Source organism: Streptomyces sp. NPDC001070 (assembly GCF_053598835.1).
Genome location: NZ_JBSFLB010000003.1, coordinates 161,287 through 179,662 on the forward strand (window position 1 = coordinate 161,287; position 18,376 = coordinate 179,662).

Below are 18,376 nucleotides of genomic sequence, written 5' to 3' on the forward strand. Positions count from 1 at the left end.
TGATTCTGGAGTGACGGGCGACTTGCGGTGTTGCACGGTAAAACGCTTGGGAGGACCGTAGCCGAGCGTTCGCGGGCTGGGAACGGTTCGGTCACGACCACGTTGATACTTTTGGCGCGTGACGACTCTCGCCCTGGGCCCGCAATGGCTCGACCCCGATTACCTCATCTCGTCCGCGGGCCTCATCGGCCTGCTGGCGATCGTCTTCGCCGAGTCGGGTCTGCTCATCGGCTTCTTCCTGCCCGGTGACTCGCTGCTCTTCACCGGCGGTCTGCTGGTCGCCGGCGGCAAGCTGGACTATCCGATCTGGCTGGTCTGCGTGCTGGTGGTGCTCGCCGCGGCCGCGGGCGACCAGGTGGGCTACCTCTTCGGCCGCAAGGTCGGGCCCTCGCTCTTCCGGCGACCGGACTCCAAGCTCTTCAAGCAGGAGAACGTGGAGAAGGCCCACGAGTTCTTCGAACGGCACGGCGCCAAGTCGATCGTGCTGGCGCGCTTCGTGCCGATCGTGCGGACCTTCACCCCGATCGTCGCCGGCGTCAGCCGCATGAACTACCGGGTCTTCGTGACGTACAACGTCGTCGGCGGCCTGATGTGGGGCGCGGGGGTGACCCTGCTCGGTTACTGGCTGGGCCAGATCGATTTCGTCCACAGGCACATCGAGCTGATCCTCGTCGGGATCGTCCTGCTCTCCGTCATCCCGATCGCCATCGAGTTCCTGCGCGCCCGAGCGGCGTCCAGGAAGGTCGCCGCCGCCGCCCCGCTGCCCGGGACCCCCGCCGACGCCGACGCCGGCCAGCCGCCCGTCCAGCGCGGCTCGGGCGGCCGTCACCGCGCGAACCGCCGTTGACCGACTGAGGGAGTGGGCAGTCGTTCCGCTGTGCCAGGGGGGAGGGTGCTGACGCCCTCCCCCCTGGCACACCCGGAACCGTCAAGCGATCACGCGCCGAAAGGAGGACCCCGTGGCGCATCCCAAGGAGCCCGAGCAGCCGGCCGGCGGCTCGGAGTTCACGCCACCCCTGGGCGTGGAACTGCCCAGGCCCGAACCGCAGGGTTCCGCCTTCACCCGCCCCGGCACGCGGACCTCCCCGCAGCTGTCGCACCCGGCCTTCATGCCCCCCGAGGGCATCCCGATCGTCAGCCTCTCCAAGGAGACGCCCTGGCCCGATCGCATGCGCACCCTGCTGCGCATGCCCGTCGGCGAGCGCCCCGCCCCCGAGCAGCCGGCCCGCCGGTCGGAGGCGGAGGCGGAGGCCGGACCGCCGGTGCCGCGCGTGCTCGACCTCACCCTGCGCATCGGGGAGCTGCTGCTCGCCGGCGGCGAGGGCGCGGAGGACGTCGAGGCCGCGATGCTCGGCGTGGTCCACGCCTACGGCCTGGGCCGGGTCGAGCCGAACGTCACGTTCACGCTGCTGAGCATCTCCTACCAGCCCTCGCTGGTGGACCCGCCGGTCACCGCCAACCGCACGGTGCGCCGCCGGGCGACCGACTACACCCGCCTCGCGGCCGTCTTCCGGCTGATCAACGACATCACGGCCGCCGACCTCAGTCTTGAGGACGCCTACCGGCGGCTCGCCGAGATCCGCCGCAACCGCCACCCCTACCCGGGCTGGCTGCTGACGGTGGCGGCCGGGCTGCTGGCGGGTGCGGCGAGCATGCTGGTGGGCGGCGGGGGGCCGCTGGTGTTCGCGATCGCCGCGCTCGGCGCGATGCTGGGCGACCGGCTGGCGTGGCTGTGCGCCGGTCGCGGGCTGCCGGAGTTCTACCAGTTCGTGGCGGCGGCGATGCCCGCCGCGATGATGGGCGTGCTGATCGCCCGCTTCGGCCAGGACCTGCCCGGTACGAGCACCCTGCAGGCCTCGGCGGTCATCACCGGTGGACTCTTCGCGCTGATCCCGGGACGGGCCCTGGTGGCGGCGGTGCAGGACGGCCTGACCGGCTTCTACATCACCGCCTCCGCCCGTCTGCTGGAGGTCATGTACCTCTTCACCGGCATCGTCGTCGGCGTGACGCTGATCCTCTACGCCGGGGTCAGCCTGGGCGCCGAACTCGACCCCGACCAGGTGCTGCGGACCTACGAGAACCCGCCCGTGCAACTGGTCGCCTCGATGGTGCTGAGCCTCGCCTTCGCGGTGCTGCTGCAGTGCGAGCGGAGCGTGCTGGTGATCGCCGCCCTCAACGGCGGCGTCGCCTGGACGGTCTACGCCGCGCTGCACCAGGAGAAGATCGGCATCGGCATGTCGCCGGTCGCGGCCACCGCGGTCGCCGCCGGCCTGGTGGGCCTTTTCGGCCAGGTGCTGTCCCGCTACCGCTACGCGTCGGCGCTGCCGTACGTCACGGCGGCGATCGGGCCGCTGCTGCCGGGTTCGGCGACGTACTTCGGTCTGCTCGGGCTGACCCGCGGCCACCTGGACCAGGGTTTCGCCTCGTTGACGAAGGCGGCGGCGCTGGCACTCGCCGTGGCCATCGGGGTGAACCTGGGAGGCGAGATCGCACGTCTGTTCATCAAGCTGCCCGGTGGCGCTGACCAGGCACGACGTCGTGCGGCGGCCAAGCGGACCCGCGGATTCTGAGCCCTTCGGGACGCCGCTTCGGCGGCGCCCGGAACCCGGCCGTGCAACCTGATGTTAACTGTCCGTATCGTGGTCGTAGTTGACTGTAATCGGTTCCAGGCGTTTCACTTCAAAATCCGTAGTCCGATCCGGGGCAAAACCCGACCTTCCGGAGGCATGGAGCCTTGGCTGACGAGCACCTGAGCCCGCTGGACCTCGCCTTCTGGAACCTCGACTCGCCCGGCCATCCCATGCACCTGGGCGCCGTGGCCGTCTTCGAACGCGACCCGGGGCATCCGGTCGACGCCGAGGGCCTCGCGGCGCTGATCACCGCCCGAGCCGAGGCCGCGCCGCGGATGCGGCAGCGCGTGAAGGACGTCTGGTACGGCGTCGGCGGCGCCGCCTGGGCGACCGACGAGCACTTCGACGCACGGCACCACGTCCACGCCGTGCGGCGGGCCGACGCCGACGCCGCCGTCGCCGAACTGATGTCCCGGCCCATGGACCGCGATCGCCCGCCGTGGGAGGTGTACGTCATCGAGGGCGCCCCCGACGCGCCCTTCTCGGTCCTGGTCAAACTGCATCACGCCCTCGCCGACGGCCTGCGCGCCGTGGAGTTCGGCGCGGTCCTGCTCGACCAGGGGGCCCGCACCCCGGCGCCCGCCCCGGCGGCACCGGCGCCGCGGCAGGGGGCCGGGACGGTCCCGGCCCAGGGCCGGGGCCCCGGACTCCACCTGCCCGCACTGCCCGATCCGCGGCAGGTCGTCGCCTCCCTGCCGGACCGGGTGCGCGAGGCCGGACGGGCACTGGGCATCGGCTCGGCCGTGCTGCGGGCCTCCCTCGACCCGGGCGGGCCCGCCGCGCTGGGCGCGGCCTGGACGCCCGGCGGCGCGGAGCGCCGGTTCGCCACCGCCTCCCTCGACGTCGACGACCTGCACCGGATCCGCAAGACCGGCGGCGGGACCGTCAACGACGTCGTCATGGCCGTCGTCGCCGGCGCCCTGCGGCGGTGGATGGAGGCCCGCGGCGACGACCCCGCGGGCCCGGGCCCGCGCGCCCTGATCCCGGTGGCGCGGCGCCGCCGCAGGGGCGTACGCGGCGGCCGGGGCAACCGCATCTCCGGCTACCTGCTGAGGCTGCCGGTCGGCGAGCCCGATCCGCTGGCCCGGCTGCGCGACGTGCGCGCCGGCATGGACCGCAACAAGGACGCCGGGCCGGACTCCGGCCCCGGCGCCGTCGCGCTGCTGGCCGACAGCGTGCCGCCGCTCGCGCACCGCTTCGCGGCGCCGCTGCTCGCCGCCTCCGCGCGGCTGCTGTTCGACGTCCTGGTCACCAACGTGCCGATGCTCGACGTGCCGCTGACGCTGGACGGCTGCCGGATGACCGAGCTCTACCCGATCGCCCCGCTCGCCCGCGGCCAGTCCCTGGCGGTCGCCGTCTCCACCTACCGCCGCCGCGTCCACATCGGGCTGCTCGCGGACGCGGATTCCGTACCCGACGCCGACAGGCTCGCGGCGGCGCTGCACGGCGCGCTGGCCGAACTCCTCGACGCCTGCGAGTGACGGCGCCGGACGTGCGCGAGGGCGGCCCGCGCCGGAAGGGAGCGCGCCGCCCTCGTGGCTGCGGGAGAAGCGGGGTCAGTGACCGCCGTGCTCCTTGAGGCGCTTGTAGGACGCCTCGATCTCGGCCTCGGCCTCGGCCCGGCCCACCCAGTTGGCGCCCTCGACGGACTTGCCGGGCTCCAGGTCCTTGTAGACCTCGAAGAAGTGCTGGATCTCCAGGCGGTCGAACTCGGAGACGTGGTGAATGTCACGCAGGTGCTCGACCCGCGGGTCCGAGGCGGGCACGCACAGCAGCTTGTCGTCGCCGCCGGCCTCGTCCGTCATGCGGAACATGCCGATCGCCCGGCAGCGCACGATGACGCCGGGGAAGGTCGGCTCGTCGAGCAGGACCAGGGCGTCCAGCGGGTCGCCGTCCTCGCCCAGGGTGTTCTCCACGAAGCCGTAGTCGGCCGGGTAGACCGTCGAGGTGAAGAGGTGCCGGTCCAGGCGGATACGACCGGTCTCGTGGTCCACCTCGTACTTGTTGCGGGAACCCTTCGGGATCTCGATCGTTACGTCGAACTCCAGCACAGCCTGTCCTCCATGATCAGCACATACTTCTGGTGATTAAGTGTCTCCCACGCTTGTGTGTGGTCGCGAAAGGGGCTGGTCCGGGGTGCCCGTCTCGAAGAACTGGCAGGTGGTGGCAGGATCGGCTGCCGCAGGTCTTGCCGTGGCGCTGACGGCGGTGGCCGTCGCAGGACCGTGGGAGTCAGGCCAGCGTACGGCCGAACGGGCAATCGCCGCCTCCCGGGAAGGTCAGGGGACGCAGGCGCGTCCCCCCAAGAAGAGCGGGGGCGGCCACAAGGGGGCGGTCGCACCGGTGCCGCCCGCCCCCGAGGTGCTCGCCGCGGTGGCCGGGGCGCACGACGTGCCGGTGCCCACCAAGGCGGGCCTGACCGGCGGGCTCGGCCCGCTCCTGCACGACCCCGCGCTCGGCGCGCTGACGACGGGCGCCGTCGTCGACGCCGTGTCCGGCCGGATCGTGTGGGGGCAGCGCCCCGGCACGCCCGCGGTCCCCGCCTCCACCACGAAGGTCGCCACAGCTGTGGCGGCCCTGTCGCTGCTCGGGCCGGACCACCGGCTCACCACCGGCGTCGTCGCCGCGGGCAAGGACCGCATCGTCCTGGTCGGCGGTGGCGACCCCACCCTCACCGCCCGCGCGAAGCCGGGCGGGGGCTGGACCGCGGCCTCGATGCGGACCCTCGCCTCCGACACCGCCCGCGCCCTGCGAGCCAAGGGCGTCCGCTCGGTGAGGCTCACGTACGACACCTCGCTCTTCAGCGGCCCCGCCGTCCACCCCATCGGGCACAACGACAACATCGCGCCCGTCACGGCCCTCGTGGCCGACGAGGGCCGCAGCGACGGCAAGAGCTACAAGGGCCCGGCCGCCCGGCAGTGGGACCCGTCGGCGAAGGCCGCCGCCGCCTTCGCCGACCTGCTGCGGGGACGCGGGATCACGGTCGACGGCGCGGTGAAGGCCGGCAAGGCGCCCAAGCGCGTGCCCTCGGCCGACCGGCTGGCGGAGGTGCGCTCCGCCCCGCTGGCGGAACTGGTCGAGCGCATGCTCACCAACAGCGACAACGACATCGCCGAGGCCCTCGCCCGCCACACCGCGCTCGCCGCGGACCGTGCCGGCTCCTTCTCCGGCGGCGCGGAAGCCATCGGCTCCGCACTCCGCGAGCTCGGGCTCCCGCTGAAGGGGGCCCGCTTCACGGACGGCAGCGGGCTCAACCGGAGGGACAATCTGACGGCGGAACAGCTGGCCCGGCTGCTGGCGCTGGCCGCGGACCCCGACCACCCGGAGCTGCGGCCCGTCCTCACCGGGCTGCCCGTCGCCGGCTTCACCGGCTCCCTGCACAACCGTTTCACCTCCGCCGGCGGCGCGGGCGCGGGGCTCGTCCGCGCGAAGACGGGCACGCTCACCGGGGTCAACGCCCTCGCGGGCACGGTCGTCGACGCCGACGGCCGTCTGCTGACGTTCGCCTTCCTCACCAACGGCACGGCCAACCCCATGGCCGCGCAGTCGGCCCTCGACCGCCTCGCCGCCGAACTCGCCACCTGCGGCTGCCGCAAGTAGCCGCGGGCGGTACGGGGGTTCGTGGGAAGTTCCTCCCCCAGCCACCGCTGGGGGAGGGCCGGCACAACCCCCGCGACGGCGCCGCATCCGTGCGGTGCCGCGGGTGTCGCCGGCGTCTGCACGCCCGTGGGGTACGCCCGGCCTCCGGCGAGCGGCCGACCCGCAACCCCGTGCCGCGGGCGAGGAACGCTCCCGGGAGAGGGGACAAGCACGTACCGTGAAGGAATGACGAGCATCGGTGGTGCGGAGATGGTCGACTGGAATCTCGCGGTCGCGACCGCGACCCGCTTCGTGCGGCCCGGACCGGAGGTGAGCCGGGACGAGGCGCGTGCGGTCGTGGCGGAACTGCGGCGGCACGCCAAGGAGTCGGAGGCGCACGTCCGGGCGTTCACCAGGATGTTCGGCGATCAGGAGGACCCGGCCGACACCGGGACCCCCGTGCTGATCGTGGACCGCCCGGGGTGGATCAAGGCGAACGTCGCCGGCTTCCGCGAGGTGCTGAAGCCGCTGCTGGACAAGATGCAGGCCCGCAAGCCGGGCGGCCCCGGCGGCGCCGTGCTCGGCACCGTCGGCGGGAAGGTCACCGGCGTCGAGGTCGGGATGCTGCTGAGCTTCCTGGCCTCCCGAGTACTCGGCCAGTACGAGACCTTCGCCCCCGCGACCCGCGACATGCCGGCCGGTCCTGCCGCGGCCGGCCCGGGCGAGCCGCGGACCGGGCGCCTGCTGCTGGTCGCCCCCAACATCGTCCACGTGGAGCGCGAACTCGACGTGGAACCGCACGACTTCCGGCTGTGGGTCTGCCTGCACGAGGAGACCCACCGCACGCAGTTCACGGCCGTGCCCTGGCTGCGGGACCACATCGAGCAGGAGATCCAGGCCTTCCTCGGCGAGACCGAGATCGACCCCTCGACCCTGATCGAGCGGCTTCGCGAGGCGTTCCAGGCGTTCTCCTCCGGCAGCCGGCCCGATGCGGAGGAGGCGTCGGTCGACGCGGACGGCGGCGAGGGCCGCAGCCTGATCGACCTGGTGCAGACCCCCAACCAGCGGGAGATCCTGGGCCGGCTCACCGCCGTCATGTCGCTGCTGGAGGGGCACGCCGACTACGTGATGGACGGCGTGGGCCCGGACGTCGTGCCGTCCGTGGCCGAGATCCGGGAGAAGTTCCAGCGCCGCAGGCAGAGCGGCGCCGGGCGGCTGGACATGGCGCTGCGCAAACTGCTGGGGCTGGACGCCAAGCTCCGGCAGTACCGTGACGGCGAGCGCTTCGTGCGGGCCGTGGTGGACCAGACCGGGATGGACGGCTTCAACCGGATCTGGACCTCGCCCAACACACTGCCCACCAAGCAGGAGATCGCCAAACCCGCGGACTGGGTGGCGCGGGTGCACCGGCGGAGCGAAACCTGAGACGGCACGGGGCACAACAGGCCCCGGGGCCTCCCGGTTCACCCGTCCGAGGGACCGTGGGCGCAGGGTAGGCGTGCGATGCTCGAGTATTGCCCGCTGTCTGTCACCATCTAGCTACCCTGCGTCATCTTCACCGTCCCGACGCCTCCCCCAGCCTCTCCAGGAGGGAAACCGGACATGGGTCCCCACCCCGCGGTCGCGGCGATACGCCTGTCGGTCCGCCGCGTACTCCAGGACGTCCTGACCGACCACCCCGGCGGCAGCCCGCTCGTGCTGGCCGCCTGCAGCGGCGGAGCCGACTCGATGGCCCTCGCCACCGCCCTCGCCTTCGAAGCGCCCAAGCTCGGCGTACGCGCCGGCGGCGTCACCGTCGACCACGGCCTGCAGGACGGCTCGGCGGCCCGCGCCGTCGACGTGGCCGACCGCCTGCGGGCCCTCGGTCTCGACCCGGTGGACGCGGTCGCGGTCACCGTGGGCCGCCAGGGCGGTCCGGAGGCCGCGGCGCGGGACGCGCGGTACGCGGCTCTCGACGCCGCCGCCGAACGCGCCGGCGCCGCCGCCGTACTGCTCGGGCACACCCGGGACGACCAGGCCGAAACGGTGCTGCTGGGGCTGGCCCGCGGTTCCGGCATCCGGTCGCTGTCCGGCATGCCCGCCGTCAACGGGCGCTACCGCCGCCCCTTCCTGCTGCTCGACCGCGACACGGTCCGCAAGGCCTGCCTGGCGCAGGGCATCGACGTGTGGGAGGACCCGCACAACCACGACCCCGCCTACACCCGCTCCCGGGTCCGCCACGAGGCCCTGCCGGTGCTCGAGAAGTCCCTGGGCAAAGGCGTCGTGGAAGCGCTGGCCCGCACCGCCCAGCTCTCCCGGGACGACGCCGACGCCCTCGACCAGTGGGCGGCCCAGGCCGAGCGGTCCGCCGCCGACGCCGACGGCGGGCTGGACATCGCCCGGCTGCTGACGCTCCCCGCCGCCGTGCGCCGCCGGGTGCTGCGCCGCGCGGCCATCGCCGCGGGCTCCCCCGCCGGTTCGCTCTTCGCCCGCCACATCGAGGAGACCGACCGGCTGCTCACCGCATGGCGCGGTCAGAAGCCGCTCAACCTCCCGGGCGGCGTCGTCGCCGGCCGCCGGAATGGCAGACTGTTCTTCCAGGCCTTGTAGACCGAGCCGGAAGTTGTGCGGGTGAACGAGAACGACATGGGCACCGACCTCGAGAAGGTGCTCATCTCCAAGCAAGAGATCGACGCCAAGCTGGCGGAGCTGGCTGCGCAGATCGACAAGGACTACGAGGGCAAGGATCTCCTGATCGTCGGCGTCCTCAAGGGCGCCGTCATGGTGATGGCGGACCTCGCGCGCGCCCTGTCCTCCCAGGTCACGATGGACTGGATGGCGGTGTCCTCGTACGGCGCGGGCACCAAGTCCTCGGGTGTCGTGCGCATCCTCAAGGACCTGGACACCGACATCGCCGGCCGGGACGTCCTGATCGTCGAGGACATCATCGACTCCGGGCTGACCCTGTCCTGGCTGATCAGCAACCTGGGCTCGCGCCGTCCGGCCTCGCTCGAGGTCTGCACCCTGCTGCGCAAGCCGGACGCCGCCAAGGTCGAGATCGATGTGAAGTACGTCGGCTTCGACATCCCGAACGAGTTCGTGGTCGGCTACGGCCTCGACTTCGCGGAGAAGTACCGGAACCTGCCGTTCATCGGCACTCTTGCGCCGCACGTGTACGGCGGCTGAGGCTCCGGGAACCCCGACGCCCTCCTTTGCGTTGGAGGGTGGTAACGCTGTTTGTTTACGGTCTCCGGCGACTTCGGGTGACAATGCTGGGGTACCGTCCGAAGGTCGGTTCATACACCGGATGCACTGGCGGCCCTCTGGCCGCGGTGCCTCACTGTGGCAGGAGGGACGGGGCGTGATCGCCCCGCATGGATGGACGTGAAGCGCTATTTCCGTGGGCCAGTCATGTGGATCGTGCTGGCTGTCCTCGCCGTGGTCGTATTGATGCAGGTCGTCGGTTCGTCCGGTGGCTACAAAACGGTGGACACCGGCCAGGCCATTGAGGCGATCAACAGCAACCAGGCCAAGTCCGCCGAGCTGACCACCGGCGACGAGAACACGATCAAGGTCGAGCTCAAGGACGGCGCCAAGGTAGGCGGCAAGGACCTGGGCTCCAAGATCAAGGCGAGTTACATCGGCGACCAGGGCGTCGATGTCGCCAAGATCCTCCAGACCAAGGTCGACGACAACGACAAGACCACGCTGCCCGACGGCTACACCGTCGCGCCCTCGAAGCAGAACGCCTTCGTCGGCATCCTGCTGTCGCTGCTGCCGTTCGTCCTCATCGTCGTGGTCTTCCTGTTCCTGATGAATCAGATGCAGGGCGGCGGCTCCCGGGTGATGAACTTCGGGAAGTCCAAGGCCAAGCTGATCACCAAGGACACCCCGAAGACCACCTTCGCCGACGTCGCGGGCTCGGACGAGGCCGTGGAGGAGCTCCAGGAGATCAAGGAGTTCCTGCAGGAGCCGGCCAAGTTCCAGGCCGTGGGCGCCAAGATCCCCAAGGGTGTGCTGCTGTACGGCCCGCCCGGAACGGGCAAGACGCTGCTCGCGCGTGCCGTCGCCGGCGAGGCGGGCGTCCCGTTCTACTCGATCTCCGGTTCCGACTTCGTCGAGATGTTCGTGGGTGTCGGCGCCTCGCGTGTCCGCGACCTGTTCGAGCAGGCCAAGGCGAACGCCCCGGCCATCGTCTTCGTCGACGAGATCGACGCCGTCGGCCGGCACCGCGGCGCGGGCCTCGGCGGCGGTCACGACGAGCGCGAGCAGACGCTGAACCAGCTGCTGGTCGAGATGGACGGCTTCGACGTCAAGGGCGGCGTCATCCTGATCGCCGCCACCAACCGCCCGGACATCCTGGACCCGGCGCTGCTGCGCCCGGGCCGTTTCGACCGGCAGATCGCCGTCGACCGCCCCGACCTGCAGGGCCGCCTGGAGATCCTCCAGGTCCACCAGAAGGGCAAGCCGGTCGCCCCGGACGTCGACCTCAAGGCCGTCGCCCGCCGCACCCCCGGCTTCACCGGCGCGGACCTGGCGAACGTCCTCAACGAGGCGGCGCTGCTCACCGCGCGCAGCGACAAGAAGCTGGTCGACAACGCGATGCTGGACGAGGCCATCGACCGTGTCGTGGCCGGCCCGCAGAAGCGCACCCGGATCATGTCCGACAAGGAGAAGAAGATCACCGCGTACCACGAGGGCGGTCACGCCCTGGTCGCGGCGGCCTCTCCGAACAGCGACCCGGTCCACAAGATCACGATCCTGTCCCGCGGCCGCGCCCTCGGCTACACGATGGTCCTGCCGGACGAGGACAAGTACTCCACCACCCGCAACGAGATGCTCGACCGGCTGGCCATGACCATGGGCGGCCGCGCGGCGGAGGAGCTCGTCTTCCACGACCCGACCACGGGTGCCGCGGACGACATCGAGAAGGCCACCGCCACGGCCCGCGCGATGGTGACCCAGTACGGCATGACCGAGCGGCTGGGCGCGATCAAGTTCGGCACGAGCGACTCCGAGCCCTTCCTCGGCCGTGAGATGTCGCACCAGCGCGACTACTCGGAAGAGGTCGCCGGGCTGGTCGACGAAGAGGTCAAGAAGCTCATCGAGACCGCGCACAACGAGGCGTGGGAGATCCTGGTCGAGAACCGCGACGTCCTCGACAACCTCGTTCTGGCCCTCCTGGAGAAGGAGACGCTGAACAAGGAGGAGATCGCCGAGATCTTCAAGCCGATCGTCAAGCGCCCGCCGCGTCCGGCCTGGACGGGTTCGTCGCGGCGTACGCCGTCGACCCGCCCGCCGGTGCTCTCGCCCCGCGAGCTCGCCCTGACCAACGGCACCCAGCCGACGGCCAACGGCAGCACCACGGCGGCCTCCCTGAACAAGACCGCCGAGACGGTCGAGCTGCCGGAGGACCCGACCCCGGAGGCCTGACGCCTCTGACGTGGCCTTGGTCACGGAGAACGGAATGCGTGCCGCGCCCCCCAGGTTTCCTATCCTGGGGGGCGCGGCGTTTCCGTGGTTCCCGCGGTTCGCCCGTCTGGTACGTCCGTATGAGGAACGAGGCACACATGACCGACCCGGTGACCCTTGAGGGCGATCTGCGCCCCATCGGCGAGTTCGACGAGAAGCGTGCCGAGAACGCCGTCCGTGAGCTGCTGATCGCCGTCGGGGAGGACCCGGACCGCGAGGGGCTGCGGGAGACCCCGGCGCGGGTCGCGCGGGCGTACCGGGAGATCTTCGCGGGCCTCTACCAGGAGCCGGAGGACGTCCTGACGACGACCTTCGACCTGGGGCACGACGAGATGGTCCTGGTCAAGGACATCGAGGTGCTGTCGAGCTGCGAGCACCACCTGGTCCCGTTCGTGGGCGTTGCCCACGTCGGCTACATCCCCTCGACGGACGGCAAGATCACCGGACTGTCGAAGCTGGCGCGGCTCGTCGACGTCTTCGCGCGCCGCCCGCAGGTGCAGGAGCGGCTCACCACGCAGGTCGCGGACTCCCTCATGCGGATACTCGAACCGCGCGGCGTGATCGTGGTCATCGAGTGCGAGCACATGTGCATGACGATGCGCGGGGTGCGCAAGCCCGGCGCGAAGACCATCACCTCGGCGGTGCGGGGCCAGCTTCGCGACTCCGCGACCCGCGCGGAGGCCATGAGTCTGATCATGGCCAAGTGACCCGCGGGGCCACCGGTCCCGGCTGACGGCACGGCGACGGAACCCACCCGCCGGAGTTCACGTCCTACAGGACGCAAATCTCCGACGAGAGTGGGGCGTGCGGTGTCGATCGCATCGCCGGGGCCTGGTGAGCGATGTCTGTCTTCGTAGAGGAAGAGCCCGGTGTCCGGGTTTCCCGGGACGGGGCGAGCCGGCTCCCGCGGCTGATACCGGCGTCCGCGGCACCCCGTGTGGCGGGGACGGCGTGCGCCCTGGTGGGACTGCTGGACCTCGCGGCGGGAGTGTTCCCCGGCTTCCGGCACAGCCGGATGCACGTACTGGCCGGGGTGTTCCCCGGCACGGTCACCTCGGTGGCCGCGGCGGCGGGGGTCGTCACCGGCATCCTCGTGCTGATGCTGGCGCACGCCCTCAAGCGGGGGAAGAAGCGCGCCTGGCGGGCGGCCGTGCTGCTGTTGCCTGCCGGGGCCGTGGCGCAGGTGCTGCACCGGCACTCGCTGGGCGGGGCCGTGCTGTCGACGGTGCTGCTGGCCCTGCTGATCAGGTACCGGGCGCAGTTCTCGGCGCTCGGCGACCCGCGCACCCGGCTGCGGGCGGTGGCGGCCTTCGCCGGGCTGAGCGTGCTCAGCCTGGTCCTGGGACTGGTCATCGTCAGCGCCCACCCGGCCGGCCAGCTGGGCGACCCGTCCTGGACGGACCGGCTGACGGAGGTGCTTTACGGGCTGTTCGGTTTCGAGGGCCCGGTCACCTACGCCACCGACCAGGCCGCCGACGTCGTCGCGTACTCGCTCGGCGGGCTCGGCTTCCTGATCGCCGCCACCACCGCGTACCTGGCGCTGCGCCCGGCCCATCCGGTCGCCGAGCTGACAGCCGGCGACGAGGAGCGGCTGCGGGAGCTGCTGGCACGGCACGGGGCCCGCGACTCCCTGGGGCACTTCGCGCTCCGCCGGGACAAGAGCGTGGTCTTCTCGCCGAGCGGCAAGGCCGCGGTCTGCTACCGCGTGGTCTCGGGTGTCATGCTGGCCAGCGGCGACCCCATCGGCGACGTGGAGGCCTGGCCTGGGGCGATACAGAGGTTCATGGCCGAGGCCCGGGCGCACGCCTGGATCCCCGCGGTCATGGGCTGCAGTGAGACCGGCGGCGAGGTGTGGACCCGGGAGACCGGGCTGGACGCACTGGAGCTGGGGGACGAGGCGATCGTCGAGACCTCCTGCTTCTCGCTGTCGGGGCGGGCGATGCGGAACGTGCGGCAGATGGTCAAGCGCATCGAGCGCTCGGGTTACGGCTGCCGGGTCCGGCGCGTCGCGGAGCTGGGCGAGGAGGAGCGCGACGCGATCCGCCGGGCGGCGGACGCCTGGCGCGGCACGGACACCGAGCGCGGCTTCTCCATGGCGCTGGGCCGGTTCGGCGATCCGGCGGACGAGGAGTGCGTGGTGGTGACGGCGCACGACGCGGACGGCGTCCTGCGGGCCGTGCTGCACTTCGTGCCCTGGGGGAAGGACGGCATGTCGCTGGACCTGATGCGCCGCGACCGGTCCGCCGACCCGGGGCTGAACGAACTGCTGATCGTCGCCGCGCTGCGCGAGGCGCCGGGGCTGGGCGTGCGGCGGGTCTCGCTGAACTTCGCGATGTTCCGCTCGGCGCTGGCCCGCGGGGAGCGGCTGGGCGCGGGGCCGGTGCTGCGGACCTGGCGGGGGCTGCTGGTCTTTCTGTCCCGGTGGTTCCAGATCGAGTCGCTGTACAAGTTCAACGCCAAGTTCCAGCCCGAGTGGCTGCCGCGCTTCCTGGTCTTCCGCGCCACCAAGGACCTGCCCCGGATCGGCCTGGCCGCCATGCAGGCCGAGGGATTCGTCACGCTGGCCCTCCCGGCGTGGGCCTCACGGCGCCTGCGGTGACCGGCCCGCTCTAGGCTGGCCCCATGGGTAGGATGCGCGGCCACGTGGCCGGATTGCCGTCCTGGGACCGGTGCGCGGTCATGGGCGTGGTGAACGTCACGCCGGACTCGTTCTCCGACGGCGGCGAGTGGTTCGACACGGACCTTGCGGTGAAGCACGGCCTGGACCTCGTCGCGGCCGGTGCCGACCTGGTGGACGTCGGCGGTGAGTCGACCCGTCCGGGCGCGGCGCGGGTGGACGAGGCGGAGGAGCTGCGCCGGGTGGTCCCGGTCGTCCGCGAGCTGACCAGGGCCGGGGTCCTGGTGAGCGTCGACACGATGCGGGCCTCCGTCGCGGAGAAGGCGGTCGAGGCGGGCGCGGCGCTGGTCAACGACGTCAGCGGCGGCCTCGCCGACCCGGCGATGGTCCCGGTCGTGGCGGCGGCGGGCAGCCCGTTCATCGTGATGCACTGGCGCGGCCAGAGCATCGACATGAACAACCGGGCCGTCTACGCGGACGTCGTCGGCGAGGTCACCGCGGAGCTGCGGCGCAGCTTCGACCGCGCGGTGGCGGGCGGCATCGACCCGGAGCGGATCGTCCTCGACCCGGGCCTGGGCTTCGCCAAGAACGCCGAGCACGACCTGGCCCTGATCGCCCGCATCGAGGACCTGCTGGCCCTCGGGCGCCCGCTGCTGATCGCGGCCTCCCGCAAGCGGTTCCTGGGCCGCGTGCTCGCCGGCGAGGGCGGCGACCCGCCCCCGGCGAGGGAACGCGACGCCGCCACGGCCGCCGTCACCGCGATCGTGGCGGGCCGCGGGGCCTGGGCGGTACGGGTGCACGAGGTGCACGACAGCGCAGACGCCGTGCGGGTCGCACGGGCGCTGGAGGGGGCACGGTGAGCGTCGCGGGGGGAGACCGCCGGGCGGTACGCGACGACGGTGCGCGCAGGCGTGCGCCGAGCACGCGGAGAAGCGAACGAGGGGGCGGCACGGTGAGAGAGCCATCGGGCGGTAGGAAGGGGGCGCAGTGACGCCGCGTACGGCCGAGGCCGCGCAGGTCGAGCAGGCGAACCAGGCGTTCTACGACGCCGTGGAGCGCTCCGACCTGGACGCGCTGGAGGAGCTGGTGCTGACCGGCCCGCTGGCGGAGACCGTGTCCGTGGTGCACCCGGGGTGGCCGGTGCTGCGCGGCCGCCGCGAGGTGATGCGCTCGTACGCCCTGATCATGGCGAACACGGAGTACATCCAGTTCTTCCTCACGGACGTGGAGGTGGCCGTCGAGGGGGACACGGCCCTGGTGACCTGCACGGAGAACATCCTCACCGGCGGTCCCGCCGAGGAGGAGGGCGAGATGGGCTCGCTCGTCGGCGGCCTGGTGGTCGCCACGAATGTGTTTCGGCGCACACCCGAGGGCTGGCGGCTGTGGGTGCACCACGGCTCCCCGGTGATGGCCGACGGGATCGACGAGGACGACGCCGAGGACGCCGGCAACGGCGGAGAAGGGTCAGCCTGAAGCCTTCTGACCACTCGTTCGAGCCAAGAAGTGGTGAAGGCCGGAGTAGGCCGGTCCGTCCCGGGGTAAGCGCGGGGCGGTCGGCCCCCTCGGTGCCCGGTACTGGGGACTGTCGGCGGTCGAAGGTAGATTCGAGTAAGGGCAGTGCGGCTCACCCCTCCCGCTGGGCGGGCGGACCGCGCCCGTCCGACCGACCGGCGACCAGCGGGAGTGAATCGTGGATCGTGTAGCGCTGCGCGGCCTGAAGGCCCGCGGGCACCACGGCGTGTTCGAACACGAGCGCCGCGAGGGCCAGGACTTCTTCGTGGACCTCGTCCTCGGCCTGGACACCGCCCCCGCCGCCGCCTCGGACGACCTGACCAGGACCGTGCACTACGGCATCGTGGCCGAGGAGGTCACCGCCGTCGTCGAGGGCGAGCCCGTGGACCTGATCGAGACCTTGGCCCAGCGGATCGCCGACCAGGTGCTCAAGCACGACCTGGTCCAGGAGGTGGAGGTCACCGTGCACAAGCCACAGGCCCCGATCACCGTCCCGTTCGCCGATGTGTCCGTCACGATCACCCGGAGGCGCCCGTGAGCTACGACCCCACCGTGCAGCCGGTCCCGGCCTCCGTCGTCGCGCAGGTCGACGCCGCGGACTCCACGCTGCAGAATCCGAAATTCGCCGTCATCTCGCTGGGGAGCAACCTCGGCAACCGCCTGGAGACCCTCCAGGGCGCCGTGGACGCCCTGGAGGACACCCCGGGGGTTCGGGTCAAGAAGGTCTCACCGGTGTACGAGACGGAGCCCTGGGGCGTCGAGCCGGGCTCGCAGCCGAACTATTTCAACGCCGTGGTGCTGATCAAGACCACGCTCCCGCCGTCCTCGCTGCTGGAGCGCGGCCGCGCGATCGAGGACGCCTTCGCCCGGACCCGGACCGAGCGCTGGGGCGCCCGCACCATCGACGTCGACATCGTTTCCTACCAGGGCGTCGTCTCCGACGACCCCGAGCTGACGCTGCCGCATCCGCGGGCGCATCAGCGGGCCTTCGTCCTGGCGCCGTGGCTCGACATCGACCCTGCTGCCGAGCTGCCGGGGCAGGGCGCGGTGGCCGGGCTGCTGGCCGGTGTGGGCCGGGAGAGCGTGTGGACGCGCGGCGACGTGGAACTCAGGCTGCCCGAGTAATCGTTACGATCCCGTCCGTACATTCGTCGCTGTGATGTGGGGAGCGAGCACTCGGTGAAGGCGCTGCGCATCAGGACTCTCGTCGGACTGTTCGTGGTGGCCGGAGTCCTCTCCTGGGCGGGTGCCAAACTGTGGGACTCGCTCGGCACCCTGCCGGGCGCGCCGGTGGCCGCGCCGATCGTGCTGGCGCTGATCGCCGCCGTGCTGGCGGCGACCGCGCTGTCGTTGCGGTCGCGGCTGCGCGCGCAGCGTGAGCGCCGTCCGGGCGCGAAGGGGGTGGACCCCTTGCTGGCCGCCCGCGCGGTGGTCTTCGGGCAGGCCAGCGCCCTGGTGGCGGCCCTGGTGGCGGGGATCTACGGCGGCGTGTGCGTCTTCCTCGTGATGTACCAGCTCGACAACGACCCCCGCCGTGACCAGGCGATCTACGCGGGGGCCGCGGTGATCGCGGGGATCGCGGTGTGCGCCGCCGCGATCTTCCTGGAGCGGGTCTGCCGGCTCCCCGAGGACGAGGACGACAACCGCACCGGTGTCGTAGGCGGCCGGGCCTAGGGCAGCCCTGGACGCGCGGCTCAGTAGCCGCGCCGGACGTTCTCCGCCGCCGCGTCGGCACGCCGCCGGGAGCGCCGCTGCCGTTCGGCCGTCAGCTCGGCCAGCGCGTCGTCCAGGGCGGCCAGTACGCGGTTCGCGGCGTCGTCGGTCACGTCGGGCGCCGCGTCGGCGGCCGGCCCGCCGCGCAGGCCGATCGCCTTCACGAGGGCGGCGAGGACGGGCTCGTCCGCCGCCCGGCGGTCGGCCGCCCTGCGGCGGGCGGGGGAGTCGGTCAGCGCGGTGCGGGTGCCGCGCAGGATCAGCCGGTGCCGGCGCCGCTCCCGTACGAGCACCCCCTCGGCCTCCAGGCCGGTGAGATAGGCGTCGGTCAGGTTGCGGCCCCTGCGCCACAACCAGTCGCCGACGGACTCGTACGGTGGCTCGCGCACGAGCGCGGAGCCGGCCTCGTCCAGCAGGGGGTCGGTGATCTCCGGGCGTCCGCGCGGCACCACGCGGCCGCCCTCCAGGACGACGGCCCCGGCGGCCAGGAGGTCGACGGCCTCGGCCGCCGCGAGGGCGAGGGAGAGGTCTCCGGGTTCCACGGGGCGTTCCTCCGCCCGTTCGAGGGCGGTGATGATCAGGTCCCGCGGGGTGGTCATGGAACGCTCCACATCAGGAGGCATCGGCGCTCGGCCCGGCTCGGCGATTGTCACTCCCGCGCGCCGCGCACGCCAGTGAGCGGCGCGCTGCGCCGGACGACGGCCGTCGGCGGCCACGCCCGCGGAGTCCGGGACGCGGCGGCGGACTGCCCGAAGTGGAAGGGGCTGCCGAAGGGTTGAGGCCCGGCGGACAGGATCGGGCGACGGCCGCCGGAGGAGGATCGCGCGACGCTTCGTGTGCGTACGAGCGCCCTCCGTATTTGTCGTCGGGTGTT

Annotated in this window: 17 protein-coding genes; 15 read left to right on the top strand and 2 right to left on the bottom strand. The window is 72.3% G+C overall.

Features of this window, described 5'->3' with window-relative positions; all coding sequences use genetic code 11:
- Positions 1-118 precede the first annotated feature (118 nt).
- The 3 genes from ACWDAS_RS05070 (at position 119) to ACWDAS_RS05080 (ending at position 4,111) form a co-directional block, all read left to right on the top strand.
- The gene (locus ACWDAS_RS05070; RefSeq protein WP_450387433.1) at positions 119-847 is read left to right on the top strand and encodes a DedA family protein; all 729 of its coding nucleotides are present in this window, start codon (positions 119-121) and stop codon (positions 845-847) included.
- A gap of 112 nt (positions 848-959) precedes the next feature.
- The gene (locus ACWDAS_RS05075; RefSeq protein ID WP_450387434.1) at positions 960-2,570 is read left to right on the top strand and encodes a threonine/serine exporter family protein; all 1,611 of its coding nucleotides are present in this window, start codon (positions 960-962) and stop codon (positions 2,568-2,570) included.
- Between the two features lie 164 nt (positions 2,571-2,734).
- Positions 2,735-4,111, top strand: coding sequence for a wax ester/triacylglycerol synthase family O-acyltransferase (locus tag ACWDAS_RS05080; RefSeq protein WP_450387435.1), 1,377 nt, complete (start codon positions 2,735-2,737; stop codon positions 4,109-4,111).
- Between the two features lie 75 nt (positions 4,112-4,186).
- On the opposite strand, the gene ACWDAS_RS05085 is transcribed toward ACWDAS_RS05080, so the two are convergent.
- Complete coding sequence (locus ACWDAS_RS05085; protein ID WP_450387621.1) at positions 4,187-4,678, bottom strand: inorganic diphosphatase; 492 nt, start codon at positions 4,676-4,678, stop codon at positions 4,187-4,189.
- An 88-nt stretch (positions 4,679-4,766) separates the two neighbouring features.
- Between ACWDAS_RS05085 and dacB the strand changes: the two genes are divergently transcribed.
- The 12 genes from dacB (at position 4,767) to ACWDAS_RS05145 (ending at position 17,463) form a co-directional block, all read left to right on the top strand.
- On the top strand, positions 4,767-6,230 hold the full coding sequence (gene dacB, locus ACWDAS_RS05090; RefSeq protein ID WP_450387436.1) for a D-alanyl-D-alanine carboxypeptidase/D-alanyl-D-alanine endopeptidase: 1,464 nt from the start codon (positions 4,767-4,769) through the stop codon (positions 6,228-6,230).
- Positions 6,231-6,455: 225 nt separating this feature from the next.
- Positions 6,456-7,634 (top strand): zinc-dependent metalloprotease, encoded by a 1,179-nt coding sequence (locus ACWDAS_RS05095; RefSeq protein WP_450387437.1) that lies wholly within the window; start codon positions 6,456-6,458, stop codon positions 7,632-7,634.
- A gap of 177 nt (positions 7,635-7,811) precedes the next feature.
- The gene (gene tilS / locus ACWDAS_RS05100; RefSeq protein ID WP_450387438.1) at positions 7,812-8,798 is read left to right on the top strand and encodes a tRNA lysidine(34) synthetase TilS; all 987 of its coding nucleotides are present in this window, start codon (positions 7,812-7,814) and stop codon (positions 8,796-8,798) included.
- A gap of 36 nt (positions 8,799-8,834) precedes the next feature.
- Positions 8,835-9,374, top strand: a complete 540-nt coding sequence (gene hpt / locus ACWDAS_RS05105) for a hypoxanthine phosphoribosyltransferase (protein WP_319139064.1) — start codon at positions 8,835-8,837, stop codon at positions 9,372-9,374.
- Between the two features lie 192 nt (positions 9,375-9,566).
- Positions 9,567-11,621, top strand: a complete 2,055-nt coding sequence (gene ftsH / locus ACWDAS_RS05110; RefSeq protein ID WP_450387439.1) for an ATP-dependent zinc metalloprotease FtsH — start codon at positions 9,567-9,569, stop codon at positions 11,619-11,621.
- Positions 11,622-11,758: 137 nt separating this feature from the next.
- Positions 11,759-12,367, top strand: coding sequence for a GTP cyclohydrolase I FolE (gene folE / locus ACWDAS_RS05115; RefSeq protein ID WP_450387440.1), 609 nt, complete (start codon positions 11,759-11,761; stop codon positions 12,365-12,367).
- 134 nt (positions 12,368-12,501) lie between these two features.
- Positions 12,502-14,259, top strand: coding sequence for a phosphatidylglycerol lysyltransferase domain-containing protein (locus ACWDAS_RS05120; protein ID WP_450387441.1), 1,758 nt, complete (start codon positions 12,502-12,504; stop codon positions 14,257-14,259).
- Between the two features lie 23 nt (positions 14,260-14,282).
- Positions 14,283-15,137 (top strand): dihydropteroate synthase, encoded by an 855-nt coding sequence (gene folP / locus ACWDAS_RS05125; RefSeq protein ID WP_450387442.1) that lies wholly within the window; start codon positions 14,283-14,285, stop codon positions 15,135-15,137.
- A gap of 127 nt (positions 15,138-15,264) precedes the next feature.
- Positions 15,265-15,750: a nuclear transport factor 2 family protein gene (locus tag ACWDAS_RS05130; protein ID WP_450387443.1), complete on the top strand. Its 486-nt coding sequence runs from the start codon at positions 15,265-15,267 to the stop codon at positions 15,748-15,750.
- A gap of 217 nt (positions 15,751-15,967) precedes the next feature.
- Positions 15,968-16,327 carry a dihydroneopterin aldolase gene (gene folB, locus ACWDAS_RS05135; protein ID WP_450387444.1) on the top strand — a complete coding sequence of 120 codons (360 nt, stop codon included), beginning with the start codon at positions 15,968-15,970 and terminating at the stop codon, positions 16,325-16,327.
- Positions 16,324-16,914, top strand: coding sequence for a 2-amino-4-hydroxy-6-hydroxymethyldihydropteridine diphosphokinase (gene folK, locus ACWDAS_RS05140; protein ID WP_450387445.1), 591 nt, complete (start codon positions 16,324-16,326; stop codon positions 16,912-16,914). The genes folB and folK overlap by 4 nt, the downstream gene beginning before the upstream one ends.
- Positions 16,915-16,968: 54 nt before the next feature.
- A complete protein-coding gene (locus tag ACWDAS_RS05145; protein ID WP_450387622.1) occupies positions 16,969-17,463 on the top strand; it encodes a DUF3180 domain-containing protein in 495 nt (164 codons plus the stop codon).
- Positions 17,464-17,483: 20 nt separating this feature from the next.
- Here the strand turns inward: ACWDAS_RS05145 and ACWDAS_RS05150 are convergent, their stop codons facing one another.
- Positions 17,484-18,101 carry a GPP34 family phosphoprotein gene (locus tag ACWDAS_RS05150; RefSeq protein ID WP_450387446.1) on the bottom strand — a complete coding sequence of 206 codons (618 nt, stop codon included), beginning with the start codon at positions 18,099-18,101 and terminating at the stop codon, positions 17,484-17,486.
- Positions 18,102-18,376 lie beyond the last annotated feature (275 nt).

What these genes read in the sequence shown, in the direction of transcription:
- ACWDAS_RS05120 (WP_450387441.1), top strand. Translation starts at nt 12,502, where the DNA reads ATGTCTGTCTTCGTAGAGGAAGAGCCCGGTGTCCGGGTTTCCCGGGAC.
- ftsH (WP_450387439.1), top strand. Translation starts at nt 9,567, where the DNA reads ATGGACGTGAAGCGCTATTTCCGTGGGCCAGTCATGTGGATCGTGCTG.
- hpt (WP_319139064.1), top strand. Translation starts at nt 8,835, where the DNA reads ATGGGCACCGACCTCGAGAAGGTGCTCATCTCCAAGCAAGAGATCGAC.
- ACWDAS_RS05095 (WP_450387437.1), top strand. Translation starts at nt 6,456, where the DNA reads ATGACGAGCATCGGTGGTGCGGAGATGGTCGACTGGAATCTCGCGGTC.
- ACWDAS_RS05150 (WP_450387446.1), bottom strand. Translation starts at nt 18,101, where the DNA reads ATGACCACCCCGCGGGACCTGATCATCACCGCCCTCGAACGGGCGGAG.
- tilS (WP_450387438.1), top strand. Translation starts at nt 7,812, where the DNA reads ATGGGTCCCCACCCCGCGGTCGCGGCGATACGCCTGTCGGTCCGCCGC.
- folE (WP_450387440.1), top strand. Translation starts at nt 11,759, where the DNA reads ATGACCGACCCGGTGACCCTTGAGGGCGATCTGCGCCCCATCGGCGAG.
- folP (WP_450387442.1), top strand. Translation starts at nt 14,283, where the DNA reads ATGGGTAGGATGCGCGGCCACGTGGCCGGATTGCCGTCCTGGGACCGG.